This window comes from Variovorax sp. LjRoot175 (genome assembly GCF_964253805.1).
In the GTDB taxonomy this organism is placed as follows: domain Bacteria; phylum Pseudomonadota; class Gammaproteobacteria; order Burkholderiales; family Burkholderiaceae_C; genus Variovorax.
This window is the reverse complement of record NZ_CAXURY020000002.1, coordinates 918,817-942,216: the sequence shown is the minus strand read 5'-3', so window position 1 is coordinate 942,216 and position 23,400 is coordinate 918,817. Positions and strand designations below refer to the sequence as shown.

Annotated in this window: 26 protein-coding genes; 4 read left to right on the top strand and 22 right to left on the bottom strand. The window is 63.7% G+C overall.

Features of this window, described 5'->3' with window-relative positions; all coding sequences use genetic code 11:
* Positions 1 to 107: 107 nt before the first annotated feature.
* The 13 genes from ACSQ89_RS34735 to ACSQ89_RS34675 form a co-directional block, all read right to left on the bottom strand.
* Positions 108 to 1,022, bottom strand: a complete 915-nt coding sequence (locus ACSQ89_RS34735; RefSeq protein WP_436297272.1) for a LysR family transcriptional regulator — start codon at positions 1,020 to 1,022, stop codon at positions 108 to 110.
* A gap of 712 nt (positions 1,023 to 1,734) precedes the next feature.
* On the bottom strand, positions 1,735 to 2,670 hold the full coding sequence (locus tag ACSQ89_RS34730; protein WP_436294887.1) for an SMP-30/gluconolactonase/LRE family protein: 936 nt from the start codon (positions 2,668 to 2,670) through the stop codon (positions 1,735 to 1,737).
* 63 nt (positions 2,671 to 2,733) lie between these two features.
* Positions 2,734 to 3,621, bottom strand: a complete 888-nt coding sequence (locus ACSQ89_RS34725; RefSeq protein ID WP_093110446.1) for an amidohydrolase family protein — start codon at positions 3,619 to 3,621, stop codon at positions 2,734 to 2,736.
* A gap of 7 nt (positions 3,622 to 3,628) precedes the next feature.
* Positions 3,629 to 4,585: a Bug family tripartite tricarboxylate transporter substrate binding protein gene (locus ACSQ89_RS34720; RefSeq protein WP_436294886.1), complete on the bottom strand. Its 957-nt coding sequence runs from the start codon at positions 4,583 to 4,585 to the stop codon at positions 3,629 to 3,631.
* 50 nt (positions 4,586 to 4,635) lie between these two features.
* Positions 4,636 to 5,583: a Bug family tripartite tricarboxylate transporter substrate binding protein gene (locus ACSQ89_RS34715; RefSeq protein WP_436294943.1), complete on the bottom strand. Its 948-nt coding sequence runs from the start codon at positions 5,581 to 5,583 to the stop codon at positions 4,636 to 4,638.
* A 64-nt stretch (positions 5,584 to 5,647) separates the two neighbouring features.
* A complete protein-coding gene (locus ACSQ89_RS34710; RefSeq protein WP_436294885.1) occupies positions 5,648 to 6,574 on the bottom strand; it encodes an NAD(P)-dependent oxidoreductase in 927 nt (308 codons plus the stop codon).
* On the bottom strand, positions 6,571 to 7,260 hold the full coding sequence (locus tag ACSQ89_RS34705; RefSeq protein ID WP_436294884.1) for an RraA family protein: 690 nt from the start codon (positions 7,258 to 7,260) through the stop codon (positions 6,571 to 6,573). Before ACSQ89_RS34705 ends, ACSQ89_RS34710 begins: the two co-directional genes overlap by 4 nt.
* A gap of 38 nt (positions 7,261 to 7,298) precedes the next feature.
* Positions 7,299 to 8,285 carry a Bug family tripartite tricarboxylate transporter substrate binding protein gene (locus ACSQ89_RS34700; protein ID WP_436294883.1) on the bottom strand — a complete coding sequence of 329 codons (987 nt, stop codon included), beginning with the start codon at positions 8,283 to 8,285 and terminating at the stop codon, positions 7,299 to 7,301.
* A gap of 18 nt (positions 8,286 to 8,303) precedes the next feature.
* Positions 8,304 to 9,191 (bottom strand): amidohydrolase family protein, encoded by an 888-nt coding sequence (locus ACSQ89_RS34695; RefSeq protein WP_436294882.1) that lies wholly within the window; start codon positions 9,189 to 9,191, stop codon positions 8,304 to 8,306.
* Positions 9,192 to 9,217: 26 nt separating this feature from the next.
* Entirely contained in the window at positions 9,218 to 10,228 is a 1,011-nt protein-coding gene (locus ACSQ89_RS34690; RefSeq protein WP_093110439.1) for a Bug family tripartite tricarboxylate transporter substrate binding protein, read from the bottom strand.
* A gap of 129 nt (positions 10,229 to 10,357) precedes the next feature.
* Positions 10,358 to 11,269 carry a LysR family transcriptional regulator gene (locus ACSQ89_RS34685; protein ID WP_244504046.1) on the bottom strand — a complete coding sequence of 304 codons (912 nt, stop codon included), beginning with the start codon at positions 11,267 to 11,269 and terminating at the stop codon, positions 10,358 to 10,360.
* Positions 11,270 to 11,696: 427 nt separating this feature from the next.
* Complete coding sequence (locus ACSQ89_RS34680; RefSeq protein WP_436294879.1) at positions 11,697 to 11,945, bottom strand: type II toxin-antitoxin system RelE/ParE family toxin; 249 nt, start codon at positions 11,943 to 11,945, stop codon at positions 11,697 to 11,699.
* A gap of 25 nt (positions 11,946 to 11,970) precedes the next feature.
* A complete protein-coding gene (locus ACSQ89_RS34675) occupies positions 11,971 to 12,201 on the bottom strand; it encodes a CopG family ribbon-helix-helix protein (protein ID WP_436294878.1) in 231 nt (76 codons plus the stop codon).
* Between the two features lie 948 nt (positions 12,202 to 13,149).
* Here ACSQ89_RS34675 and ACSQ89_RS34670 point away from each other — a divergent pair.
* Together ACSQ89_RS34670 and ACSQ89_RS34665 are read left to right on the top strand one after the other, a co-directional pair.
* The gene (locus ACSQ89_RS34670) at positions 13,150 to 13,458 is read left to right on the top strand and encodes a type II toxin-antitoxin system ParD family antitoxin (RefSeq protein WP_436294942.1); all 309 of its coding nucleotides are present in this window, start codon (positions 13,150 to 13,152) and stop codon (positions 13,456 to 13,458) included.
* Positions 13,455 to 13,781, top strand: coding sequence for a type II toxin-antitoxin system RelE/ParE family toxin (locus ACSQ89_RS34665; RefSeq protein ID WP_436294877.1), 327 nt, complete (start codon positions 13,455 to 13,457; stop codon positions 13,779 to 13,781). The genes ACSQ89_RS34670 and ACSQ89_RS34665 overlap by 4 nt, the downstream gene beginning before the upstream one ends.
* 117 nt (positions 13,782 to 13,898) lie before the next feature.
* Here ACSQ89_RS34665 and vapC read toward each other — a convergent pair whose 3' ends face one another.
* The 7 genes from vapC to ACSQ89_RS34630 all read right to left on the bottom strand — a co-directional run bounded on the left by vapC (position 13,899) and on the right by ACSQ89_RS34630 (position 19,728).
* Positions 13,899 to 14,303: a type II toxin-antitoxin system tRNA(fMet)-specific endonuclease VapC gene (vapC, locus tag ACSQ89_RS34660; RefSeq protein WP_436294876.1), complete on the bottom strand. Its 405-nt coding sequence runs from the start codon at positions 14,301 to 14,303 to the stop codon at positions 13,899 to 13,901.
* Positions 14,304 to 14,534: an antitoxin gene (locus ACSQ89_RS34655; RefSeq protein WP_093110435.1), complete on the bottom strand. Its 231-nt coding sequence runs from the start codon at positions 14,532 to 14,534 to the stop codon at positions 14,304 to 14,306. It lies immediately after the preceding gene.
* A 127-nt stretch (positions 14,535 to 14,661) separates the two neighbouring features.
* Positions 14,662 to 14,865, bottom strand: coding sequence for a hypothetical protein (locus tag ACSQ89_RS34650; protein ID WP_436294875.1), 204 nt, complete (start codon positions 14,863 to 14,865; stop codon positions 14,662 to 14,664).
* A complete protein-coding gene (locus ACSQ89_RS34645) occupies positions 14,862 to 17,309 on the bottom strand; it encodes a TOTE conflict system archaeo-eukaryotic primase domain-containing protein (RefSeq protein WP_436294874.1) in 2,448 nt (815 codons plus the stop codon). The genes ACSQ89_RS34650 and ACSQ89_RS34645 overlap by 4 nt, the downstream gene beginning before the upstream one ends.
* A gap of 7 nt (positions 17,310 to 17,316) precedes the next feature.
* Complete coding sequence (locus tag ACSQ89_RS34640) at positions 17,317 to 18,474, bottom strand: hypothetical protein (RefSeq protein WP_093110433.1); 1,158 nt, start codon at positions 18,472 to 18,474, stop codon at positions 17,317 to 17,319.
* Between the two features lie 20 nt (positions 18,475 to 18,494).
* Complete coding sequence (locus ACSQ89_RS34635) at positions 18,495 to 18,914, bottom strand: hypothetical protein (protein ID WP_436294872.1); 420 nt, start codon at positions 18,912 to 18,914, stop codon at positions 18,495 to 18,497.
* A gap of 121 nt (positions 18,915 to 19,035) precedes the next feature.
* Positions 19,036 to 19,728: a DUF2293 domain-containing protein gene (locus ACSQ89_RS34630; protein ID WP_436294871.1), complete on the bottom strand. Its 693-nt coding sequence runs from the start codon at positions 19,726 to 19,728 to the stop codon at positions 19,036 to 19,038.
* 479 nt (positions 19,729 to 20,207) lie between these two features.
* On the opposite strand from ACSQ89_RS34630, the gene ACSQ89_RS34625 reads away from it, so the two are divergent.
* Positions 20,208 to 20,471 carry a hypothetical protein gene (locus ACSQ89_RS34625; protein WP_436294870.1) on the top strand — a complete coding sequence of 88 codons (264 nt, stop codon included), beginning with the start codon at positions 20,208 to 20,210 and terminating at the stop codon, positions 20,469 to 20,471.
* 985 nt (positions 20,472 to 21,456) lie between these two features.
* On the opposite strand, the gene ACSQ89_RS34620 is transcribed toward ACSQ89_RS34625, so the two are convergent.
* The gene (locus tag ACSQ89_RS34620; protein ID WP_436294869.1) at positions 21,457 to 22,230 is read right to left on the bottom strand and encodes a hypothetical protein; all 774 of its coding nucleotides are present in this window, start codon (positions 22,228 to 22,230) and stop codon (positions 21,457 to 21,459) included.
* Positions 22,227 to 22,505 (bottom strand): hypothetical protein, encoded by a 279-nt coding sequence (locus ACSQ89_RS34615; protein WP_436296920.1) that lies wholly within the window; start codon positions 22,503 to 22,505, stop codon positions 22,227 to 22,229. Before ACSQ89_RS34615 ends, ACSQ89_RS34620 begins: the two co-directional genes overlap by 4 nt.
* Before the next feature lie 402 nt (positions 22,506 to 22,907).
* Here ACSQ89_RS34615 and ACSQ89_RS34610 point away from each other — a divergent pair, with 402 nt between their 5' ends.
* Positions 22,908 to 23,051 (top strand): hypothetical protein, encoded by a 144-nt coding sequence (locus ACSQ89_RS34610; protein WP_170855742.1) that lies wholly within the window; start codon positions 22,908 to 22,910, stop codon positions 23,049 to 23,051.
* Positions 23,052 to 23,400: the final 349 nt, after the last annotated feature.

Genomic DNA, 23,400 nt, shown 5'->3' with positions numbered 1-23,400 from the left:
GCGTAAGGTACGCACCCCCTCCAGGACGATCAATGAAGCTGTCGCGTCGATCCTTACGCGAATTGAAACGATCGAGGGTTAACCCGAGCCCAGTCGATGGCTCCCGTTCAGCCGAGTTCCGCTTTCGCCAGGCGGCACACTGACAGCAACGCGAGCAGGTTGGGATCGCGTTCGCGCGTGCGCAGGAAGTTGAGCGCGATGGTCTGGCGCATCAGGTACCTGGGCTGCAACGGGATCAACTGCACCTTCTGGGGCATGGCGCCGCGCACACGGCCTGGCAACAGCGTGTAGCCGACGCCACCGCTGACCAGGTTCATCAGGGAGAAGATGTCGCCGGTCTTCATCACCACGTTCGGTGTGAAGCCGGCCACACGAAACGACTCCATAAAACCGCTGTAGGTGACGAAGCCTTCACTCAGGCTCACGAAGCGCTCGCCGGCGCAGGCGCTCAGGTCGATCTCCTTCTGCGATGAATAAGGAGAGTCCACTGGTGCGGCGAACTGGATGTCATCCTGGAACAGCGGCTCCGATTCGACGTCGGAAGCATCTTCGGGGATCGCCATGAGTGCGGCATCGATCGCGCCTTCCCGAAGCTTCTGCAGCAGGTCGGCATTGGACCCGAGGACGAGCTCGGTGTGCAGTTCCGGCTTGCGCAGTTTCATTCCCATGATCAGCTGCGGCACCGTGCGACTCGTCAGAGAATAAAGAGAGCCGATGCGGATCCGATCGGCCGAGTAGCCGGCGACTTCTCGCGTAGCGCGGATGCCCGCGGACATCGTGCGAAGCACCTCGCGTGCCACCTCCGCCAGCGCATGAGCGGCTTCAGTCGGGTGCAGGTTGCGGCCTTCGTGCCGGAACAGCGCGCAGCGCAGCCCAGTTTCCAGCGAATGCAAGGCGCGGTGCACGCTGACGGCGCTGATCTCGAGCTTTTCTGCCGCGCGGGCGAGATTGCCGGTCTCCATGAAGGCCAGAAGAATCTCCAGCTTGCGGAATGTGACTTCTTCGTCAATGCGGGGAAGCATGGCAGCCTGTGGATCAAAATCGAATCGTAGCCGCAGCCAGGATGGCTGCACGCCGTCCGCGTGCGCCATCAGGGCACGGCTGCTCGCTTACGCTTGGTGAACTTCCTGGCGCCCAGGTAGGCGCCGGCAGTGGCGGCCCTGGCAAACAGCTCGTCGCCCATCTCCTTCCACCACGCTTGGTGACCGCTACGGACGTCGGCGACCACTGCGACACCTGCGCGCAGATCGCTGCCACCCGCGCGCCCAGGCCGGCGTCATCCACGACCTCTTGGACCAAGCCGAGCGTCAGGGACTGTGCGGCCGGCACGATCTCGGCGAGCAGCAGCCGCCGCTTCATTGCAGCCTTGCCGCTGATCGAGCACCGCAGTGCGCTGCCGTTGCGCATTGGAACCGTCACTTAATCCCGGCGTCATACGAATGCGTCATGCTTCAGACTGACAGTCGGCCGGCGCTGGTAGAGGTCGCTTCGGCACCCGCCCAGATTGGGCGGCATCCTCGATGCCGGCGGCTGTCTCAATTTCAGCGGGCGCGATGCCGCTTTTGCAGGCAGAGCAGGGTGACGCCCGCGTGACAACAGTCTGCCGCGATGTGCACGTCGTTTTCCACAGCCTTGTCCACCGGCACGGTGGAGAACTTGTCTACTGAAGATGTGCTGCGCCAGGGCGAGGCTAACGCGTCTCAGGCTCGGCGCCTTGATCAAATCGCCCAGGAATCAAGCAAAGCCATCGGTGTTGCGACCGCGATGCAATACAAGCCCTGCGGAATCGAGCGCGGCCATAAGCACCTGAGCATGCGTCGAATCGGTGATGAAAAGAGTCGACCTTCCACTGCCGCCAAAGGCCAGATTCGTCGTCGAAGCGCCTGTCGGGCCGCGAAACACGATCACGGGTTCGCCACGCGCATTGAGCACCCAGACATAGCCAAGCCCAGGGTTCGCAACCAGCAGGCGCCCCTGTGCGTCCACGGCAAGGCCGTCCGGGCCGCTCGGACCGTACGACGTGAAGAACTGACTTACCTTCGCCACACTCCCGTCGGTCAGAAGCGGCACGCGCCACACACAGTTGCCGCGTGTTACGGCGAGGTAGAGCAGCTTGCCATCCGGTGACAGTGCCACGCCGTTCGGGCTGGGCACGTTGGTCAGCAACAGGTCGAGTTGGCCGTCCGGTCGCAACCGGTAAAGACGCCCGGTCGGGTCGTGCAACCCGGTCTGGCCCTGGTCAGTGAAGTAGATGTTCCCCTGTTCGTCGAGCACCAAGTCGTTGACGCCCTTGAAGCCTTCGCTATTGCGCCGCTGCAGATACGGTGTGACGGCGCCATCCCGCACGTCGATGCGCATAAGACCGTTCTTGTAGTCGGTGACGAGCAGGGTGTGCGCATCCAGAAACTTCATCCCATTGGGCTCGCCGTCGTACTCGGTCACCTGTGTCCATGCACCAGCGGGGTCGATGCGGAAGATGCGCCCAAAGGGAATATCGGCTACGTAAAGGTTTCCGGCGTCATCGAAAACCGGTCCTTCGAGAAACGAGTCCGTGACCTGGCCGCCACGGTTGGCGTCGGCCCACGCGCTTGTCTTGCGCCGCCGGAAGATTTCGGGCATTCGCGAGAACACCTCGAGCTCGTGAACTTGGGGGGCTTGCAGAAAGAACACCGTGGATCTCCGTCGCGGCTTCGATGCCGCCGCAGTTGTGAAGGCAGGCTTGAACGCGTGTGGTCAGGCGCCGCCGAAGCCGTAGAGTCGTGCCGGGTTGTCGATGAGGATACGGTCCATCACCCCGTCGTCGCCACACCAGCCGCGCAGCACATTGACCAGGTCTGCGTCGTCAACGGAGCCTGATGCCTCGGTGGTATGCGGCCAGTCGCTGCCCCACACCATGCGCTGCGGTGCGGCCTGCACCAATGCACACCCGAGCGCTTGGGCGTCGCGGTATGCGGGAGCGCCTTCGCGCGAGCGCATGTAGACACCGGACAGCTTCACCCATGTGTTGCCCCGGTCGAGCAGCCGACGCAACGTGGTGAAGGCGACGCTGTCCAGACCTTCGGCGGGATCGATGCGGGCCATGTGGTCAACCACGAGTGGGGTTGGCAACGCCTCGAGCACCGGCGCGAGTTCAACCAGTTGTTCGGGGTGCACGAAGACCTGGATGTGCCAGCCAAGGTGGGCGACCCTGCGCGCAAGCGTCCGCAGCATTTCCGTCGTGGTGATGCCCCAGGATTGCGGCGTCACGAAGTTCACGCGCAGTCCACATACGCGTTGCGCGTTGAGTCGCTCGAGTTCGGCGTCATCCACGTCGACGCCTACCACCGCAACACCACGCGCTTCATCACCAAGCTGCTCAAGTGCGTCGAGCATGCAGGCGTTGTCGGTGCCGTAGGTCGACGGGTTGACGACCACCGTTCGCGACGTCCCGAGCCGTTGCTGGAGCTGGCGGTAGGCGGCCACCTCTGCGCAGGGCGGCTGGCGCTTCCAGTGCGGCGACGGCGTGAACCGCGGATCGAAGATATGCATGTGGCTGTCGCACGCACCGGCGGGCAGCGCGCGCGACGGTCGTTCAAGACCAACCGAATGCGGGACGGGACGCGTGGGCGGGAGGGCAGCCATCGGCAATTCAGTCGAGCTTGATGTTGCCCTTGCGGATCACTTCGGCCCACTTCGCGTCTTCCTTCTTCAGGAAAGTGGCGAACTCGGCTGGCGTGGACCCGACGGCTTGCACGCCGACGTCGGTGAAACGCTGCTTCACCTCGTCTTCCTTCAGCACGTCGACCAGGGCCTTGTGCAACTTCGCAGCGACGGGCTCGGGCGTGCCGGCCGGCAGCAGCAAACCATTCCACTCGAATGCCTCATAGCCAGGCACCAGCGATTCGGCCACCGTTGGCACGTCGGGCAGGCGCTTCGAACGCTCGGGCGACGACACGGCCAGCGCGCGCAGCTTGCCCGATGAGACCAGCGGGTATGACGCCGCGATGGCACTGAACATGAAGTCGACCTGACCGCCGGTCACGTCGACGATGGCAGGACCCCCGCTCTTGTAGCCAACATGCACCATGTCGAGATCGAGCTTCTGGCGCAGCAGTTCTGCCGCCAGACGTTGCACCGTGCCGCTACCGCCGGAGGCGTAGTTCAGCTTGCCGGGTGTCGCCTTGGCCTTGGCCACCAGGTCCTTCACATCCTTGATCGGCGACTCGGCCTTGACGATGATGATGTTCGGCGCCAGCGAGACGAGCGACAGCGGCTGCAGGGCGTTGCTCGCGAAGGGCATGCGCGGAAACAGGTGCGGATTGATCGAATAGGGCGTGGCGTCGTAGAGCATGGTGTAGCCATCGGCCGGCGCTTTGGCGGCATAGCTTGCGCCGATGGTGCCACTCGCCCCGGGGCGGTTGTCAACAATCACGCTGGTGCCGAGCTTCGCGCCCATGCGCACCGCGAGCACGCGCGCCAGCGCATCAGCCGAGCCTCCGGGTGCGTAGGGCACGACTAGCGTGATTGGTCGGTCCGGAAACGCCGCCTGTGCGGAAGCGGCGACAAAGAGGCATGCAGCGAGCACGCGACGGATCAAGGTTTTCATGGGTTGGTTCTCGAAGAATGTCGGACGGGAATCTGGCGAACGGCGAGCGCTCATTCAGGTTTGAGGTCAAGCGCACGGGCCAGCTCACCGTAAGCCTTCACTTCGCGCGTCAGTTGCGCGCCGAAGGCTTCAGCGCAGGTACTCTGCGCTTCCATACCCAGGAGCCTGAACTTCTCTGCCGTGGCAGGCGACTGGGCGAACTCGGTCGCAACCCGACGCAGCACCGCCAAGGTCGCTGCCGGCGTGTTCGCGGGCGCGAGCAGGCCATACCACGCATCGGCGGAATACCCTTTCACGCCGGCCTCCTCGAAAGTCGGCACGTTCGGCAGCAGCGCCGAACGTTTGGGCGCGGCGACGGCCAGCGCGTTCAGCTTGCCTGCCTGCACCTGAGGCAGCACCGACCCCAGCGTGGCAAAAGAGCTGTCCACCTGCCCGCCGATCATGTCGGTCGTGGCTTGGGCCGCGCCCTTGTAGGGGATGTGATTCATCGAGGTTCCGGTCAGCCGCGTGAACTGCTCACTTGCAAAATGGCCGGAACTTCCGCTGCCCGGCGTGCCGTAGGTGCGCTTGCCGGGGGCGGCCTTGACCTCCTTCAGGAAGTCTCCAAGCGTCTTGACCGGCATCGATGGGCCGACGACCAGGACCGTCGGGCTGACGGCCAGCGAGCACACCGGCGCAAAAGAGCGCACAGCGTCGAACTTCACCCGCTGGCTGTAAAGCGCGGGAATCATCGTGTGGTTGGTTGCACCGAGCAGGAGCGTGTAGCCGTCCGCTGGCGCAGACGCCACCGCCTCGGCCGCCAGGATGGTATTGGCGCCGGCCTTGTTGTCCACCACGAAAGGCTGGCCCAGCGTGCGAGAGGCATAGTCGGCGAATGCACGCGCGACGACATCGGTCGGCCCACCCGCCGAGAAACCGACGAGGACGTGCACTGGCTTGGCTGGCCAGGTCGACTGCGCCTGGGCGGACAGCGTGACGAACAGACCAGTCGTTCCCATCAGCCATGCGATGGCGAAGTATCGTTTCACGGATGTCTCCTTCTTGTTCTGCATCACGGGGCCATCAGGTCGTGGCTGGCTGGCGTGTCAGCACCTGCAACACATTCTTGGCGGCGCCGACGCCCATGTTCACGTAGGCATCGCTGGTCACGCCACCAATGTGGGGACTCAGTACGAAGTTCTTTTCACCCTGGAACGGATGGCCGGCAGTCATCGGCTCTACCGCGAAGCTGTCGAGACCGGCCATTGCAACCTGACCGGAACGTACTGCGCTCAGCAGCGCGGCCTCGTCGATCAACCCGCCGCGCGCCGTGTTGACCAGGACGACGCCGCGCTTGCACTGGGCCAGCGTGGTGGCATTGAGCAGGCCGCGGTTGTCTTCTGTCAGAGGGCAGTGCAGCGAGATCGCATCGGACTCGCGCCAGATCGTCGGCAAGTCGACGCATTCCACGCACGCTGGCAAGTCTTTCGCAAATGGATCGAACCCGATCACGCGCATCCCGAGGGCATGGGCCATGCGCGCAAAGCGCAGTCCGATCGCGCCCAAGCCGACCAGACCGATGGTGCGGCCACCGAGCTCGAGGCTCTTGTGCGTGGCTTTGTCCCAATGACCGGCGTGCATGCGTGCATCCAGGGCCACCACCGACTTGGCGCACGCCAGCAAGAGGGCCAGTGCCTGCTCGGCCACTGCCGCGGCATTGGCACCGGCTGCCGCGACCACGTCGATGCCGCGGGCCTGCGCCGCCACCTTGTCGATGGTATCGGTGCCGCTGCCGTGCTTGGAGATCACGCGCAGCGACGGCGCTGCGTCCATCACGACGCTGCCGACCTTGCCGTAGCGCACGATGATGGCCACCGGATCATGCGCACGGCAAAGTGCCACCAGGTCATCTTCGGTCGGCGTCTTGCCGGCATAGATGACATCGTGACCCACTAGCAGCGCGAGCGCCTGCGGCGCGAGGTCAGCACCCGTGACGAGGATCGTGCTCACAGCGCCTCCCCTTCCTTGAGCACACCGGCTGTTCGGAGAGCAGCGTTCAGCCATTTCGCAGCGGTATCGCCAGTTTTGATGGCGGAGATGCGTGCGGCTTCATCCTTCACCTTTTTGGCCGCGAGCGGCAACAGCCCTTCGATCTTCTCGCGCTCGACCACCACGACGCCATCGCCATCGGCGATCACGAAGTCGCCGGCGTGCACGGTCACACCGCCGATGGAAATCGGATGGCCAATGCGGCCGCCGATGTTCTTGGTAGGACCGTTCGGGTTGGTGCCGACGCTGAACACCGGGTAGTCCATTTCGTCGATCTCGATGCTGTCGCGACAGGCGCCATCCATCACCACGCCGGCGATGCCCAGTTGCTTGCAGGCCGTCATCATGATGGTGCCCATCAGCGCCGAGGTCTGGTCACCCTTGCCGTCGACGACGAGAACGTCGCCTGGCTTGGCCATTGCAATGGCGGCGTGAATCATCAGGTTGTCACCCGGCCGCACTTCGACGGTCAAGGCGGTGCCGGCGAGCTTCATGCGCGGACGCAGCGCCTTGATGCGGCCATCCACGGCGCCGCGACGGCCGGCCACATCGGCCAGGATGGCCGGCTGCAATTCAGCGGCCTGCGCCACGATGTGCGCAGGCACGCGTTCGAAGTCGCGAATGATGTCGGGAAGATTGGAAGGCATGGGATTCTTTCGGATGTAAGAGGAGGAATGGAAGTGGGTCAGTCGGCCCTGACGTCGGCGTCCTTGATGACCTTGGCCCACTTGGCAAGGTCTGCTTTCTGGGTTTCTGCCAGTTGCTGCGGCGTGCTGCCCACCAGCGTGACGCCGAGCTTGTCCGCCATGGCGACGACCTCGGCGTCCTTGAGGATGCGCACGATCTCCTGGTTCAGCCGCTGCACCACGGCCGAAGGCGTGCCGGCCGGCGCGTAGGCTGCCTGCCACTGCTCCACCACGAAATCCTTGAAGCCGGCCTGACCCATCGTGGGCACCTCGGGCATGGATTTCAGCCGGACCGCAGAGGTCACGGCCAGCGCGTGCAGCCGGCCGCTCTGGATGTGCGGCAGCGCCGCAGCCACCGGCGCAAACATAAAGGTCGCATGGCCGGCCAGCACGTCCTGGATGGCCGGGGTATCGCCCTTGTAGGGCACATGAGTCATTCGGGTGCCGGTTTGCAAGCGCAGCAGTTCGCCCTGCATCTGGAGGATCGTGCCTTTGCCACCGGAGGCGAACGAAACCGCTTCCGGATGGGCCTTCGCCTCCGCGGCGAGTTCGGCCACCGTGCGAAAGGGCTGGGCCGCGCCGACGATGAGGACATGGGGGATCGTGCCGATCAGAACAACTGGCTCGAATGCTTTGACCGGGTCGTACTGCATCTTCGGCATGAGGCTCGGCACGATGGCCTGAGGGCCAATCGATGTGCCTAGCAAGGTGTAGCCGTCCGGTGCCGCCTTGGCGACGGACGCTGAGCCGATCGTGCCGGTGGCACCAGCCTTGTTGTCGACGATCACCGTGGCGCCGAGCGAGTTGCCCAACCGCAGTGCAATGGCGCGGCCCAGAATGTCGGTGGTGCCACCCGGGGGGTAGGGCACGACCCAGGTGATGGGTTTCCCGGTCGGCCAGGTGACCTGCGCCGTGGAGGGCATGGCAGCAAGCCCAAGAAGTGAAATGGCTATCGTCAGGGCGGTGCGCCGGTCAAGCTTGGTCATGGCTGTCCTTGTCAAGAATCAGGTTTGGTAGTCGTAGAGCGCGGCCGGGTTGTCGACCAGCACGCGCCGCAGGGCGGTCGAATCGCCAGCCCATTGCGCGAGCAGGTCCATTTGCTGCGCGTCGTCGGGCAGGGGCTGGTGACCCGCAGTGGCAGACGCATGGGGCCAGTCACTTCCCCACACCACGCGTTCGGGTGCGGCCAGCAGGTAGCCCCGCGCCAGCAGCGCGATGTCGGTGTAGGCCGGCGGGCCTTCCTCGCTCACGATGTAGCCGCCCGACAACTTGACCCAGGCGCGACCTGAGTCGATCAGGCGAAGAATCAATCGGTGGGCTGCATGTCGTTGCGCCAGCGATGGTGCGATGCGGCCCATGTGATCGAAGACCACAGGAACCGGGAGTTGCAGAAGGCGGGCCTCGAGGGCAGCGAGCGTGTCCGGAGCTGCCAGCAATTGCAGATGCCATTCGTAGGGCGCGACACGCGCGGCCAACACGTCGATCTGCTGCGCTGAGTTCGTGACACCCAGCGAGAGATTGAGGCGGATGCCACGTACGCCTTTGGCATGCAACGCTTCAAGTTCGGCATCGCATATCTGCTCGTCGACAACGGCGATTCCCCGCGCGCCCTCGCCGTAGGCAACAATCGCCTCGCACATCGGCCGGTTGTCGGTGCCGTAGGTCGATGGCGTGACGAACACCACGCGGTCGGTCCCGGTGCGCTGCTGCAGTTGCCGGTAATCGTCGACGCTCGCATCGGGCGGCAGGAGGCGCGCGTCCGGCACGGGCGCAAAGCGGGCGTCGTACACATGCACATGGCAATCGCAGGCGCCCGCCGGCACCTCGACGTTCGTGCGGCCCTGCCCCGAAGAGAAAGGCGCGACCGCCTTCTCCTTGTCCAACGTCTGCATCGCGCGCTCGTCTGCTGCTGAATGCGTCAGTCGACCTTGGCGCCGGACTCTTTGACGATCTTGCCCCAGCGGCCGATGTCGTCGTGGATCAGCTTGGCGAACTGCTCAGGAGTTCCACCGAGCGCATCGGCGCCCTGGCTGGCTAGCTTCTTCTTGACTTCCGGATCCTGTAGCGCCTTGTTGAATGCGCCGTTCAGCTTGGCGACCACGTCCTTCGACAAGCCCGCCGGCCCGGCAACGCCGAACCAGGTGACGGCTTCAAAACCCTTGAAGCCGGATTCCGCAATGGTGGGCACCGATGGCAGGTCGGCAGTGCGCTTGGGCGAGGTCACGGCGATGGCGCGCATCTTCCCGTTTTTGACGTAACCGATCAGCGTAGGCACCGACGACATATACATCTGGATCTGGCCGCCAATCAGGTCGGTCGAACCTTGCGCAGCGCCCTTGTACGGAACGTGCGTGAACTTGACTGCTGCCGTCTTCTGGAACAACTCGGTCGCGAGATGCGCCACCGTGCCGCTGCCGGAACTGGCGTAGTTCAGCGAGTCGGGCTTGGCCTTGGCAGCGGTCACGACATCGGCGAGCGTCTTGTACGGCGAGTCCGCCGCCACCACGAGGACGAGCGGCGCACTTGCAACCTCGACAATCGGAGTCAGGTCCTTCTCCGGGTTGTAAGGCAGCTTGGCGTAAAGCGTGGGGTTGATGGCCAGGTTGCTGGTCTGGCCCAGCACCAGTGTGTAGCCGTCGGCCGGAGCCTTGGCCGTGGCATCCACTCCCAAGTTGCCGCCGGAGCCGGGCTTGTTGTCGATGACGATCGACCATCCGTTGGCGACGGCCACCTTGTTGGCAACTTCACGCGCAATCAGGTCGGTGCCGCCGCCGGCCGGAAAGGGAACGATCAGCTTGATCGGGCGCGATGGATAGGCCTGTGCGGACGCCGTTGCGTGGGCCATGAGCGTCGCACCGGCAACGAGCGTGGTGGCGGCGACGCCGATGAGGCGGCGCGAAGCCGCGGCGGCGAGGGCACGATGTTGCATGAACTTGTCTCCTGTTTAGCCCACCCTGCTCGATTGCGGGCGGTGCGTTCAGTGGAGGCAAGTATTCGGCGTGGGGCTTATTCAGTCCAATCGATACTTTTTGAAGATCGATAGATTTGACTTTGGGTATTACCTCGGTGGCGAATCGGCATATTTCGCCAACAGATGGATCAGCCGTTGTGCTGCCGGGGAGATGTAGCCGCTGTCGCGATAGGTCACGACCATGCGCCGGCGCATGGTCGTGGCCGGCAGCTTCACTTCGCGCAACGCCGCGCCGGAACGCCCGGCCTGCAGGTGAAGACGCGAGATGAAGCTCAGCAGGCCGGTCTCACCGATCAGCGTCGGCAGCATCAGCAGCATCGTGCTTTCGACCTGCACCACGGGCCGGGGAACTCGATGGCGATCAAAGGTCTGGTCGAGCCAGTCCCGCGTCGGCGCCCCAGGGGGCTGAAGCACCCATCGATAGCCCGCCAGGTCCTTCAGGCCCGGCTTCGGCTTGTCGAAGATCGCGTGCGTGTCGGCGGCGGCGACCACGATCACGTCCTCGGCCAGGTTCTGCGAAGCGAACCCCGGTTCAGTAGCGCCCTCGGTGCCGACCATCAGATCGATATCACCGGCGCGCAGCAGCGGCTTCAGGATGTCAACCAGCGCCACGGTGGTCCGCAAAGTGACTTCGGGTGCCTCGCGCATCAGGTCGCGCGCGGCTGGCGGCAAAAGGAACTGCGCGGCCGTCGGCACGATGCCGATCTTGATGTTTCCAGTCAGGCCTCTGCCGATGTCGCCGATCTCGCGGCGCGCGCTTTCCACGTCGAAGCGTGTGCGCTGGGCCCACTTGAGAAGCGCCTTCCCCGCACTGGTCAGGCGGATGCCGCGGCCTGTTTTCTCGAAGAGCAGGGCGCCGCACGCCTCTTCCAGCCGCCGTACGCAGCTTGTCAACGCGGGTTGCGTCCGGTGCAGCCGTTCGGCCGCGCGCCCCATGTGCTCGAGCTCGGCAATAACTTCAAAGTACTGGAGATCGCGCAGATCCAGGGTGAACTCCACAAGTTTGTTTAAAGCACTGATCCAAGACTTTAGGGCAACAGCGTGGTGCCACTGGCGGCCTAGTAGCGGTAGTCCGCAGCTCGAAGCGGACGCTCAATGTGCTGGCGAATGCTCATACTCGTGGCTTCTATTGATGGAGGTGGGCATGGCGCTCGCAGGCATGCACGACGCGTTGGTGGATCACCTGAAGGCGAAGAGGGCGCTGCAGTTCACCTTGACACCGGCCTCTGCTGCGAGCAGATGGCGTCACTTAACATAATCGATCTTGTTGCCGACAAAAACACACACATAGTCAGTCACACAAAGTCAGGGCGGCTATCGGCGTCGCTTGTGAGGGCGAAGGAGGGTGATCGATTCTGTGGCGCGAGCGCTCAGTTTTCATTTTGGGGCGGCGTGCTGGAGATCAGGCTTTCGTGCCCGCGCTGATCTACCAGTGCTGCGGCAGGCGGCGGGATGTGTGAAACACTCGCAGAATCTCGACCGCGTCCCCGCGCACGCGATAGGGCACGATGTAACGCGTCTTTTGCACGATCAATTCGCGCGTTCCAGGCACACGCCCAGGGCGGCCAAGGCCAGGCTGATGAGCGATCTGGGCTGCAGAGTCGAGAATGCGTCCGACGACCCGCCTCGCCGCAGCCGCGTCGTCGGTCGCAATATACGCGGCCTCTTCGTCCAAGTTGTGCAGCGCATTACGCAGCCACCTAACCCGCATTCACCTTCCATTTTCGTGCGAATGCGGCGATCTCCTTGTCGCTGGCGAAGTCGCCTGCGTCGGCTTCCCTCAGCGCGGCCTGGACTTCGCCGATCTGCCATTCGTTGTTGTCAACATAGGCACGGATCGCTTCGGCTGCCAAGAACGATTTGCTGCGCTGCGTCGCTTCGGCCAGATGGTCGAGGCGATCCTTGACTTCGTCGTCAAGTCGAACAGTCATGGTGGTAGACATGGAAGATCTGGAGCGGTGGCACGAGAAGAGTGGTCGGATGTACACATCCTACTACAATATCGCATGCATGCGCCTACCATAGCTGCCTCACGAACCACTGTTGCGTGCTGCGGTCGAAGAGCACGCTCCTTGCGTACTCGGAATGCAAGATTCGTCCGCTGAGCAAGATCGCAAGTTTGACGCGGCCGAGCGTCAAGCGCTAGAGCGCTTTGACCTAGAAGCGGGGGCAGCAGGGCGCCTTGGCGCCGAGTTGTTCGGATGACGCGGGGCTTGTGCGGGGAGCGTCAGACTTCAAGCGTTGCATCAGACGATCGGATGATCCGAAAATCAACAATCAACCTTGTGCGGTCGTGATGTATGGGCCCCAAATTGCCTGGCTGGATGCTTCGGGTCGGCCAGGCCGCTTATCGGCTTGGCATGAGCCGACGACAAGTTGAATGGCTTGGCAGCGCGAGGCGCGGCGGGCCTGGTGTCGCGGAAGCGCGGACGTCCGCTATTCGGCAATGCGGCAAGTGAACGGATTCGTTTTCAGAATTCGGAACTCCGTGTGGATGGCCGCTATTGCAAGACGCGGCAGATCGAAGTCTCCGTGCTACAGAGCGGACTCGACGAGAGAGTCTTCGGGACGCAGCAGATCCTCAAGGGCCTCACGCGTGAGGGTGACGGTGTAAGTCACGAACGAGCGGTTCTACCGCGCTTCTCCTGCGCGAGCTGCGAAACGCGCGCATCGAGGCGCGCTTGCATCGCGTCGAGCGCGTCCTTGGCAGAGTATGCAATCCAGTAGGCCATTCGGGGCGCAACTCGCGCCTGCACCAGGGGCCGAGCTTTGCGCTCATGGACGTCGCTGTAGAGCTGCCAGGTCTGCTGCGGCGCGACCTGAATGACGTTTGCGCTATCGCTGAGCCTTGTCAATCCACACGACCGCTTGTCTGGTCGATGCCCGCGCGGCCGATGGTATTGACAACTATTGATAGTCGTACCAAGATTTACCCCATGAGCACTAACACTATGAGCTTCGCGCTCCCTGAGGCCTTGCGCAGCTACGTTGATCAGCGGGTGCGCTCTGGCGCATATGGGAACACGAGCGAATACCTTCGGGAGTTGATTCGCAAGGACCAGGAGGATCAGGCCAAGAAGCAGTTGCGTGAACTGATCAAAGAGGGGCTCGCGTCGGGCAGGGGGCGCTTGGTCACTCGAAAAGTCGCCGCTGAGTTGAAACAACGAGCGCTGGGAAGCTCGCGTTGAAGCGCGCGAAGCTAAGGCCGCTGGCGGAGCAAGATCTTGTCGAAATCGCTCAGTACTACGTACGCGAGGGCGATCGTGCACTTGGCGAGCGCTTCTTCGACACGGCTCTGGCTGCATTGGAGCCGATTCAGCGCATGCCGGCCTTGGGATCGCCGCGGCTCGGAAAGCTGTGTGACATACCGCGGCTGCGCGCATGGCGCGTCACGGGCTTTCCCGTGCAGTGGTTCTACTTTGAAGCGGATGATCATCTCGACGTTGTCCGCCTGGTCGGTGAGCGCCAAGACATTGCCGCCATTCTTCGTGGTGAGCTTGGCGAGCAGTGATTTACATCATTCCGAACTCGACCCGCCCTCAGTTCGGTTTCCGTCTCTACGTAGCGCCTGGAAATGTCCAAAATATTGGACAAATTGTCGAAATCTTCGGCTGATTTCGATGGCTCATCAAACCCAGTTCTCAACAGCCAGGTCGTCGACTCGGCTGAACTCACGCTCGTTGTTGGTGACCAGCACCCAGCCTTCGGCACGGGCGTGGGCGGCGATCCAAAGGTCGTTGTTGCCTATGTACTGGCCTTTGCGCTCAAGGACGCTGCGGATCTGGCCGTAGTGCTGGCCCACCGCCTGTGTGAGTGGTTCGACCTGGATGGCGCTCTGCAGTTGCCGCAGCGCAGCCAGGGCCTTGGAACGGGCCTGGCTTTTTTCCGCGCCGTGTTGCAGTTCGCCCAGCGTAATGACCGACATGGCCAGGACGTCGGCGCTGAGTTGCTCAAAGCGCGCTCGAACGGTGGCCGGATTGTGCTTGGCGATGTAGATGCAGATGTTGGTGTCGAGAAGATAGCGAATGGCCATTCAGAACGACTCCCGCTCCTGGGGAGGGCTGTCGCTGCGGCCATCGGCCATGAAGTCGGCAGGCATGCCGACGAGGGCGTCAAAGATGGCGGCTGCACTGGCGGGCCGCTCACGCAAAACGATGTCGTTGCCTTGGCGGAAGATCTCCACCTGCTCGGCTGTGAATCGAAACTCCTTCGGCAAGCGCACAGCCTGGCTGTTGCCGGACTGGAAAACACGGGCGTAAGTCATCGGGCCTCCTGTGTATATACAAACAGTATATACATTCACGCTGACCGCGTCAACGGGGCGCAGGGGATTCCCTCGGGGAAATGCACATCGGTCACGATGTCGGCCAGCGTCAGGCGGCGCCCGGCCCTCAGCAGGCGTGCGGCTTCGGGAGGACCGCGCCCTTGTCGGGCGCGAGGTTGGGAACCAACCACGTCTGCGGCCGGCAGTTCCACTCGCTGGCCTTTTGAGCGGCGACTGCCGTCGCGCCTTCCCAGGCCTTCGGCGGCTTGTTGCGACGGAGCCTGCGTGTGCGCCGCGTGCTCAGATTGAGGGCAAGCTGTTGCTGCTTCATGCCGATATTGTCTTGCCTGCAAGCGATGACACCGCACTGGCGTGGGGAGAGTCTTGAACACCATCCCGCTGTTGCTCGTCAAAGGCCAGTTGGGTGTTGACGCCTGCTGAGGGGATCCGATAACCCATGGCTTGGTAGCCGCGCTGGCGCTTGTCCCACATGCGCAGCAAGGCCGGGTGTCCGGCATCGATGAAGTCGATGATGCGAACGCGGGTCTTCTCAGCATGTTCGCGGTGTAGGCGTCCGGCGTACTGCTGCAACGTGCCTTTCCACGAGATGGGCATGGCCAGCACCAGCGTGTCCAACGGGGGATGGTCAAAGCCTTCGCCAACCAGTTTGCCGGTGGACAGCAGCACGCGCGGCGCATCAGGCGGCAGAGCATCCAGTGCACCGATCAGTGCAACGCGCTGTTTCTTTGACATGCGGCCGTGCAGCGTGAACAGCGTTGGCACGCGGCCTGCCAAGGTAGTGCCGATGGCGTCGAGGTGGTCGGTCCGTTCGGTCAGTACCAGCACCTTGTGCCCCTGCTCGAAAGCGCTCGCGATCTCATCTGCGATGGCTTCGGTACGGCTGGCGTCGTTGGCAACGTGCCGGAACACGTCCTGTATGCCGGCGTCGGCGGCAAGGTCGATGTGCGCTGACAAATAGCGGGGAATTGCCTCCAGGGTTTGCGGGGCTCCCGTCGGGCGTGCAGCTGTGTGTCGCGTGGGGCCACACTGCATGAAGATGATCGGCTGTCGCCCGTCGCGTCGGATCGGCGTAGCGGTGAGCCCGAGCACGTACCTCGCCCGCGTTCGCTTCATGATGGCTTCGAACGAAAACGCCGACAGGTGGTGGCATTCATCGGCAATGACCTGGCCGTAGTTCTCGACAATCTCGTTGGTTTCCCCCTGCCGAGACAATGACTGCATCAACGCGATGTCGATCCGGCCCGTAGGCTTGGCCTTACCGCCCCCGATGGTGCCGATCACGCCTTTGCCAACGCCCAGGAAAGCCTGAAGCCGCTCCTGCCATTGCTTGAGGAGTTCGGCACGGTGCACCAACACCAGCGTGTTCACGCCCCGCCGTGCGATCAACGCCGCCGCTGTGACCGTCTTGCCAAATGCTGTTGGCGCGCACAGGATGCCGGTGTCGTGACGAAGCATCGCCGCGACTGCTTCCTCTTGGTCCGACCGTAGCGTGCCGGCGAAGCTCACCTCCAGCGGTTCACCGCTGAATCGCTCATCCTGCAACTCGCAGAGAATGCCGTTCTCGCGCAAAAGCTCCCGGACGGCATCCAGGCAGCCTCGCGGCAGGGCGATGTGGTTCGGGAAATTCTCGGCGCAGCCGATCACGCGTGGCTCATTCCATACCGACAGGCGCATCGCCTGCGCCTTGTAGAACTCTGGGTTCTGGAACGCGGCCAAGCGGATCAGGCGGTTCGCAAGCGCTTGAGGCAGGGATGCCTTGCCGAAATACAGCAGGTTGGCCAGAGTCACGGTCAGAGATGCAGGCATGGCGCCGGGCAGGCGCTGCTTGGCAGGTACTGTTCGCTTCCATGGCGCTTGTTGTTCTTCCTCGGTGATGAAGGTGACGTCGAGCGGATGCGAGCCGCCGGTGGCGCGCAGGATCGTTGGCTCGATGTCTTGCAGTGCCATCGGCTGCACCGATGCGAGGAAGGCCCATTGGTCCACGTGGGGTTGCAGCGTATCGTCCACGAACACGCTGCCACCGCGCTCGCGAGATGCCTTCTGCAGTGGCAGGGCAATCAGGTTGCCGAATCCACCCTTCGGCATCGTGTCCTGGTTCGGGAACAGGCGGTCATAGGACGAGAGCTTCAATTGCCGGGTGCGTGCACAGGTATGGCTGATGAGGGAGGTTCCAAGCCGTCGTGCATCCCGCGCCGCGACCTTCGATGAGAAGAACACCCACGCATGGGCGCCGTTGCCGGAGCGCGAGATTTCCAGCGCGGCCGGCACGCCCAATTCACGGCAGGATTGAATGAAGGCCTGGGCATCGCTGCGCCAATCGGCATCGTCGAAGTCCACGGCAAGGAAGTGGCAGTCGTCGTCTGCCAGTAGCGGATACACGCCGACGGTATGACGACCGGCGAGGTGGTCGTAGATGGTCTGGTCGACCAAAGGCATCAGCAGTCGATGGCCGCAATCCGAGCATTTGATGCGGGGCTTCTCGCATACGCCCACACGCCATTCATTGGCGCACGCTGGCGAGTAGCCCGTCTTACCCGCCTTGCTCTCCCAGCGCACGGGATAGACATCGGTGCGTCCTCGGAACAGCCGGCGAAAGAGCGCGACTTTCTCGTCTATAGTCAGCGGCATCATCGCAGCCGGCGCGACCGCGGCTTCGGGCACGCGCCAGGCTATGCCATGGGCCTCGAGCAGCCCGGCCAGCCGAGCGTTCTCGGCGCGCAACCGCGCGAGTTCGTCGCCGCTGTGTGCAGTCATGACGAATTCATCCTGACCACAGACCTGCTTCGGTCAGACGGCGCAACAATGCGCCACGCGTTGCATGACGAATCAGAAAGCGCCGCAGCGCGCGGTCGAACTCCTTGCGGCTAGACGTGAGTGCATAGCCCTCCGCCAAGTCGACCAGTGTCCGCACCGCATGCTCGTAACCCGATGCCGAACCACGCCGAGCCTGTGCGTCGATGGCAGCCCAGCGCTTGTCCACATCGGTCATCAACAACTGAAGGGCCGCTTCGCGTTGCTGCCGGTGCTTCGTCTCCTGCTTCGCGCGTTCCTTTGTCTCGCGCTCCAAGCGAGCGCCAGAGGCCGATTGGGCGAGTGCACGCAGTTGGCCTACGCTGCGCCGCGATGCGGAAGATGCGGACGAAGGGCGTCGTGCCTTCAGCCAAGCTGCGTGGCGGGATCTGACCTGGCGCTCCGCTTCGTGCCCACGGCCCTGTGCGATCAGCTTCAACATGTTTGCCATCTCGTCATGCGACCATTCACTCAGCCACGCATCGATTCGATCGCCTTGCGCTGAATCAGCCTCAGAAGCGCATCCACTGCCTGCCATCGCCGCCGCGAGCATGTCGGGATCGACTTCCAGGAATTCGACCAAGGCCTGCTGAGGAGGTGACAACGCCGACAGGCTGGGCGGCACTTCCGGTTCCAGCGCGCCGTCCGCGAGTTCGCCGCCAGCGGCTCCGGCCAGCCACCCGAGGTAGAGCGGCCGCAGGTCGCCGCGCAATAGTTCATCGCGCAGCGGCGCCAGGCGCCGCATCCAGCCGCTTCCGTCTTCCATGCCGAAGCGATCGTAGTTTTCGCTCTCGTCGAGCGACCAGTCGATGATCCAGTGCGTGTCGCTGGTCTCGATTGTCAGCGCATGCCGAGAAGAGAAGGGCGCCAGTTCGGCTTTGCGGAACGTGGCCAGCGGCACGCGCAAGGCCAGCCGGCAACTGCACCAGTTGGCGGTGTAGACGAAGGCATCGAAGTAGCGACGCATCCATTCGGCTGGATCAGCCTTCAGGTCTCCCCACTCGTAGTGGTTGACGAAGCCCGAAGGCGTGATCTCCGCGCGTGTGGAGACGGCGCGCAGTTCGGCCATCTCGGTGCGGGTCAGCGGCCGGTCGATGGCCGCGAATTCGTAGTATTGGTACTCGCTCATATGATTGCATCAGCGTAGGCTCAGCCCGTTCGCTTGCGGGCGGACTTGCGCTTGGCGGCCGTTTCCCCGACCGCGCGGAACGCGGATTCGTCGCCGAGGTGGATGTAGAGGTGACCGTGCAACTCGCCGTCGACGATCTCAGCATGCCCGCGCCCAGTCAGTTCATCGCCCTCGTCGAAGCCGTGCCAGGTGAACTCGATGCGTTGGCCCTGCCGCTTGTCGATCTTGCAGTCCATCTGTGCTTGTACCAGTCCGAACTGGAAGCTGCCGGACCGGTCTGCGCTGAAGATGATGTGGCCGGGCACTTCTATGTCCACGTAGTTCTGGTCCCAGCCGGACATCCAGACGATGCGCCAAGGACCGGAAAAGGGGTTCTGCTTCATGATCGTCATCTTGGCACCGTCCTCACCTTGGCGACTTGAACCGCGACGACGATCCATGGGCTGCTTTCATTGGTCGACTCGGCGAAGCCGAAATGGGTCCAAGCAGTTCCGGCCTCGGGCAGCTTTCTTGGTACCCCTCCGAGGCGGCCGACAAGAAGATGTCCAGTACGGATCTGCACTATGTTTTCGCGGCAGCGACGGGAGAGGTTTCCCATTCGTGTGCGATGCCGCGCACCTGGTCCTCGACCTGCCGGCGGGCCAGCTCGCGATCCACTCCGGCACCGAGGAGCCGGTCGTAGGGCGTCTCGACATGGCGGATGTGCGCGACGACGGCGAGGAACACCGCTTTTTCGTCGAGGTCCTTGGCGGCGGCCGAGCGCCCGACCCGACCGCTGTACTTGAGGCAGGCGCGCTCCGCGATGGCGTGTTCGGCTCCGGCAGGACAGCTTGGGAAACACTCACGCACGCGCTGCGCAAAACGCTCCACATAGGTCTGGTCCTGGTCCGCGCGCCGCTGGGCCTCGCGGTTGCGCCGCCTTGCCCGCGCGTCGTCATCGGCCATGCATTGCGCCTCCGCCCGGGCGAGACCCGCTTCCTCGACCAGGACGCCCTGCCGCTCGTACTTGCGGCGGGCGCGGCTCCATCGGAGGACCACAGCGGACAGCATCGAGTACTTTCGCGCCCGGCGCGTCAGTGCAGCGACCCCGGGCGGCAGGAAGACAAGATGCTCCAGGTCGGCACAGGACAAGCAAAGCGCACCGCGTTCGCCGGCCAGGAAGATCCACGCGTGGCGACCCAGCTTCTCGCCGCAATCGCCGCAAGTCGACTCACCGGTGGAAATGAAGACCTTCAGTTCCTGCGTCTCAGGCATGGCAGACACCCGTTTGCTGCAAATGCTTGCGTGGCGTACAGACTCGGCGACACGGTCAGGTCGGTCGCTCCGATGGCGTCTTTCCGTGACATGCCCTCTCGCGTGGGGCCGAGCTCACCACCGTGTGCGACAACCTGAGGCACGCCTCGGTGTCGACCACGTCCATCTACCTGCACAGCGATGAGGTCAAGCGGGCTCGGCAGATGGATGCCGCGTTCGCCGTGCCAACCGCGCGATAGCGAAACAGCGAAGCAAGGCCCTGTCGCGCGCAATCGCAAGGGGCCGGCACTCCTCATCAAAACGGTGAAACCGTACCAATCACGAAAAGTATGATCACCCCAACTTGCCATGTTTTTCCTGTCCGCGCTAGAGGCGGAATTCGTCCACTTTCCGCGCCCGGGAACGTCGCATAGGATGCGTCACATGGAGCCCGGAAAATCGTACAGATGGTCTCAACACCGGCTGGTTGTAGGGTCCCCATGAGCGCTACCGAAACCATCCCCTTCGTCTACGCCCCCGAGGACTTCGAAGTCAACGACGCGCGGATCCTGCGCGCGGTGCGCACCCCTGGCGTCGAGGGGACGGCAGTCTTCGGGAGAACGACCGACGGCTGGACCAGGGTTGTCGTCACGATCTCTGGCGAGCCCGAGCCGATGCGAATCGCGCGCGCCAGCCTGCCGATGGAGGCCCAGGACTATGGAGGCGATAGGCCAAAGGCGATCAAGCCGCGTCCGAAGAAGTGACCGGCGTGGCCGCGCACTCGCGCATTCCGCCTGAGGTCGTACCTGGATGCTCAGGTGGGTCGCAGACGCCGGCGCGCCAGCTCGGCACTCGTGACCTTCCTCCCCCGCCGGAGCCACCAGCCTCCGAGCGCGGCGATTACCATCATCAGACCCACGCCGACCCATCCCAGGTGCCTCGTAGCGAACGGCAACCGGGCGCCCGAGGTCGCCGCTAGGACCTGTGCAGACGTAGTTCCACCGCCGCTCGCGCCTTCTGCGGCAACTGGTCCGCTGGCGGGCGCGCTCTCCGCCATGGGCGCCGGCGCCGGCGGCGGCGCAGCATCCGATGGCCTGCTTACCTCGGGTCCAACAAGGGGCGCGACGCTCAGGCTCGGCAGTTGCTGGGAGCCTTGCCGGCGTGGCCTGCTCGGCGTGGACGACGCCCTCTGCCGTTCCGTGGCCGTGGGGAGCTGCGGAAGCTCGGCGACTGCAGGCAAGTCGACCATCTCGGGGCCTCCAGCACTCTCGCTGCTCGAAGCAGCCTTCGGGCGGCCCAACGCGGTGAAGTGTTGCCATAGCGCCGAGATCGCGTGCGCGCGGCATTCCGGCCCGGCCGGCAGACCCTGCAGGCGCGTGTCGAACCCGTTGATCGATGCCTGCCCATAGCCAAGGCTTTTGAACACCAACTCTGCGTCGTTCAAGCGGCTTCGAGACGTCGGCGACGGCTGAGCCAGGTCAGCATCCGCGGGACGGGCGCTCTTGCCGCACAGCTCGGCAGCGACGTCACGCAGCAGGATCGACGCGGATGCTTCAAGCTGGCCTCGATTCACGGCTTGCGACCACGAGGGAGCAGATAAGGAAGCGAGGAGGAACAACCAAGAAGCGGTGAGAGGCGCAGACATCCAGCCTATCTTCGCCGCAGGTGCGCTCCTTACACCACGAGAGTTACTCGCCGACACGCCGAGCACCGAGAGCGCCAGCAGGCGAGCGGCCCTGCAGCAGGCGCCTAGGGCGAGGGCCCCGACGGACCGCGTCCGATGCGCGCCAGCAACTCGCCGGTCATCTCTCCAGCTTGCTCGACCTGGCGCACGCGGTCATTGATAACGCTCAGAAGCTCGTGCTCGCCGCAAACCAGCCTGTCGCCCGAACCTGGTGTTCCATCCGTCATCTCGCCAGGGAAGGAGAGCTTCCAGTACGGCCAGCCCACCGGAAGCACCTCGATGTTGTAGGCGTCGGCCAGGGCGAACGCCGGTCCGGCGACCGATTCGAGGAACTCATGGTCTGGGGAGACTAGCGGGACCGCGCGGTGGGGTGTCATCGTGAATGCGAACCTCACGGGCGCATCCATGTCGAGGGCCCCCGCTCGAACGAGAGCACCGAGGTCGGTTGGGGCGCTGCTCGACCAGGCCGCCGCCTGGTTGCCCAGGAATGCGAAGGCGTCGCCGGAGTCACAGATCGCCAACAGTCGTTCCGCTGGCCCAGGGGACTGCGCGTATGCGCGAAACAGCTGCCCCATGAGCGGACGACGATGCGCGTCGGCATAAAGCCGGTGCGGCTCGTAGCCAAACCGGTGAAGTGCTGCGTGGCAGGCATCCTCGGGAGCTACCGTGCCGGGAACCCCGGCTAGCCCCGTCAGATCCGCGATGCACTGCCCAAGCACCCTGACCACCGCGGTTAGGGGCTGTCCGGTGATGGCCGCGAGCGCCGCGGGAATGGGTTCAACCGGGCCCGCACGGTCGCGAATGATCGGGAATAGGGTTCGCGTGGACGTCGCCGTCATGCTGCAACCTTAGCAGGCAATAGCTTGTAGAAAAGCTCCCTCAGAATCTCCGACATCTTGCCGTTGCGGCAGGCTTCGCCCGTGAAGTAGTGATCGCTGACGTGCTTGCGCCAGGCGTTTTCCACAGCATTCGAGAGGGTGAATTTCGCGTCCTGGAGGGCGACGTTCCGAGTGGCGCCGTCCGCAATTCCATTGCTGATGACCACTAGGGCGGCGTCGAGCCGAGTCAAGCTCTGCGCGGCCGCGCGAAGGAGTGGAAAGTCGTTCGGGTGCATCCAAGGAATTGGAGCATCGCGGCGTCGAAACTTCGCAGATGTTTTCCTGGTCTACCGGCGGCCGCGCGCTACCGTCCGCCGACCTAGACGGCCACCGACTCCAGTCTCTATGATGGAGCGATGAACCGCGATATTGAAGTGCAACTCCTGCCCCTCGGCGCCGCGTAGGTCAAACGCTCACTGCCGACAGCATGATGAAGGCCCGCATCAAGCCCGCCTGCGGCGCTGTAACGGTCTTAGCCGGAGCAAGCATCGCCGACAACGGTTTGACGGGCGACACACAGCTGAAGCTCGGGACAGACCCAACATCCGATCGTCTTCGCGTCCCCCACATGCGCCTACATCAGCTGCACCAATGCGAGGAATGGCGGCGGCGGCCATGGGTACTTTGTCCAGGACAAGATGCCAAAGAAGATGCAGAACGTGTTCGGACGCATCCTGAGTTCGCGGCGCGATCTGGAGGCAGACGAGATCGACCGGAAGATCTATGGGATCAAGGGCGACGAAGACGGTCTGACCTGCTACTTCAACGCACCGGATCAATGAGCGCCATGATCTTGGCTTGTTTGGATGCTCAACGCGCCAAGGGCGCGCAAGGTACGAGGGGCGCGCGTTGAGCGCACACAGGCACCACGCTGCGCAGCTAGCCATCGGTCAGTCCACTAGCGTGTGTGTGTCGAGCGCCTCCCGCTACGTTCCGACCGGTGTAGTCCTCAAGCGCGGCGCTAAATACGTGATCACCGCGGACAAGAGCCACTGGCAGGACTGGAAGCTCGACTCAGATGCCGATGGGCGGGACAGACCCACTTTCGTGCAGTCGATGGCGCAGTGGGCCTTGCGCTGCAAGTCAGGAAGATGGTTCCAGCTGATCGGTGCCGTGGGACGATCCGATGAA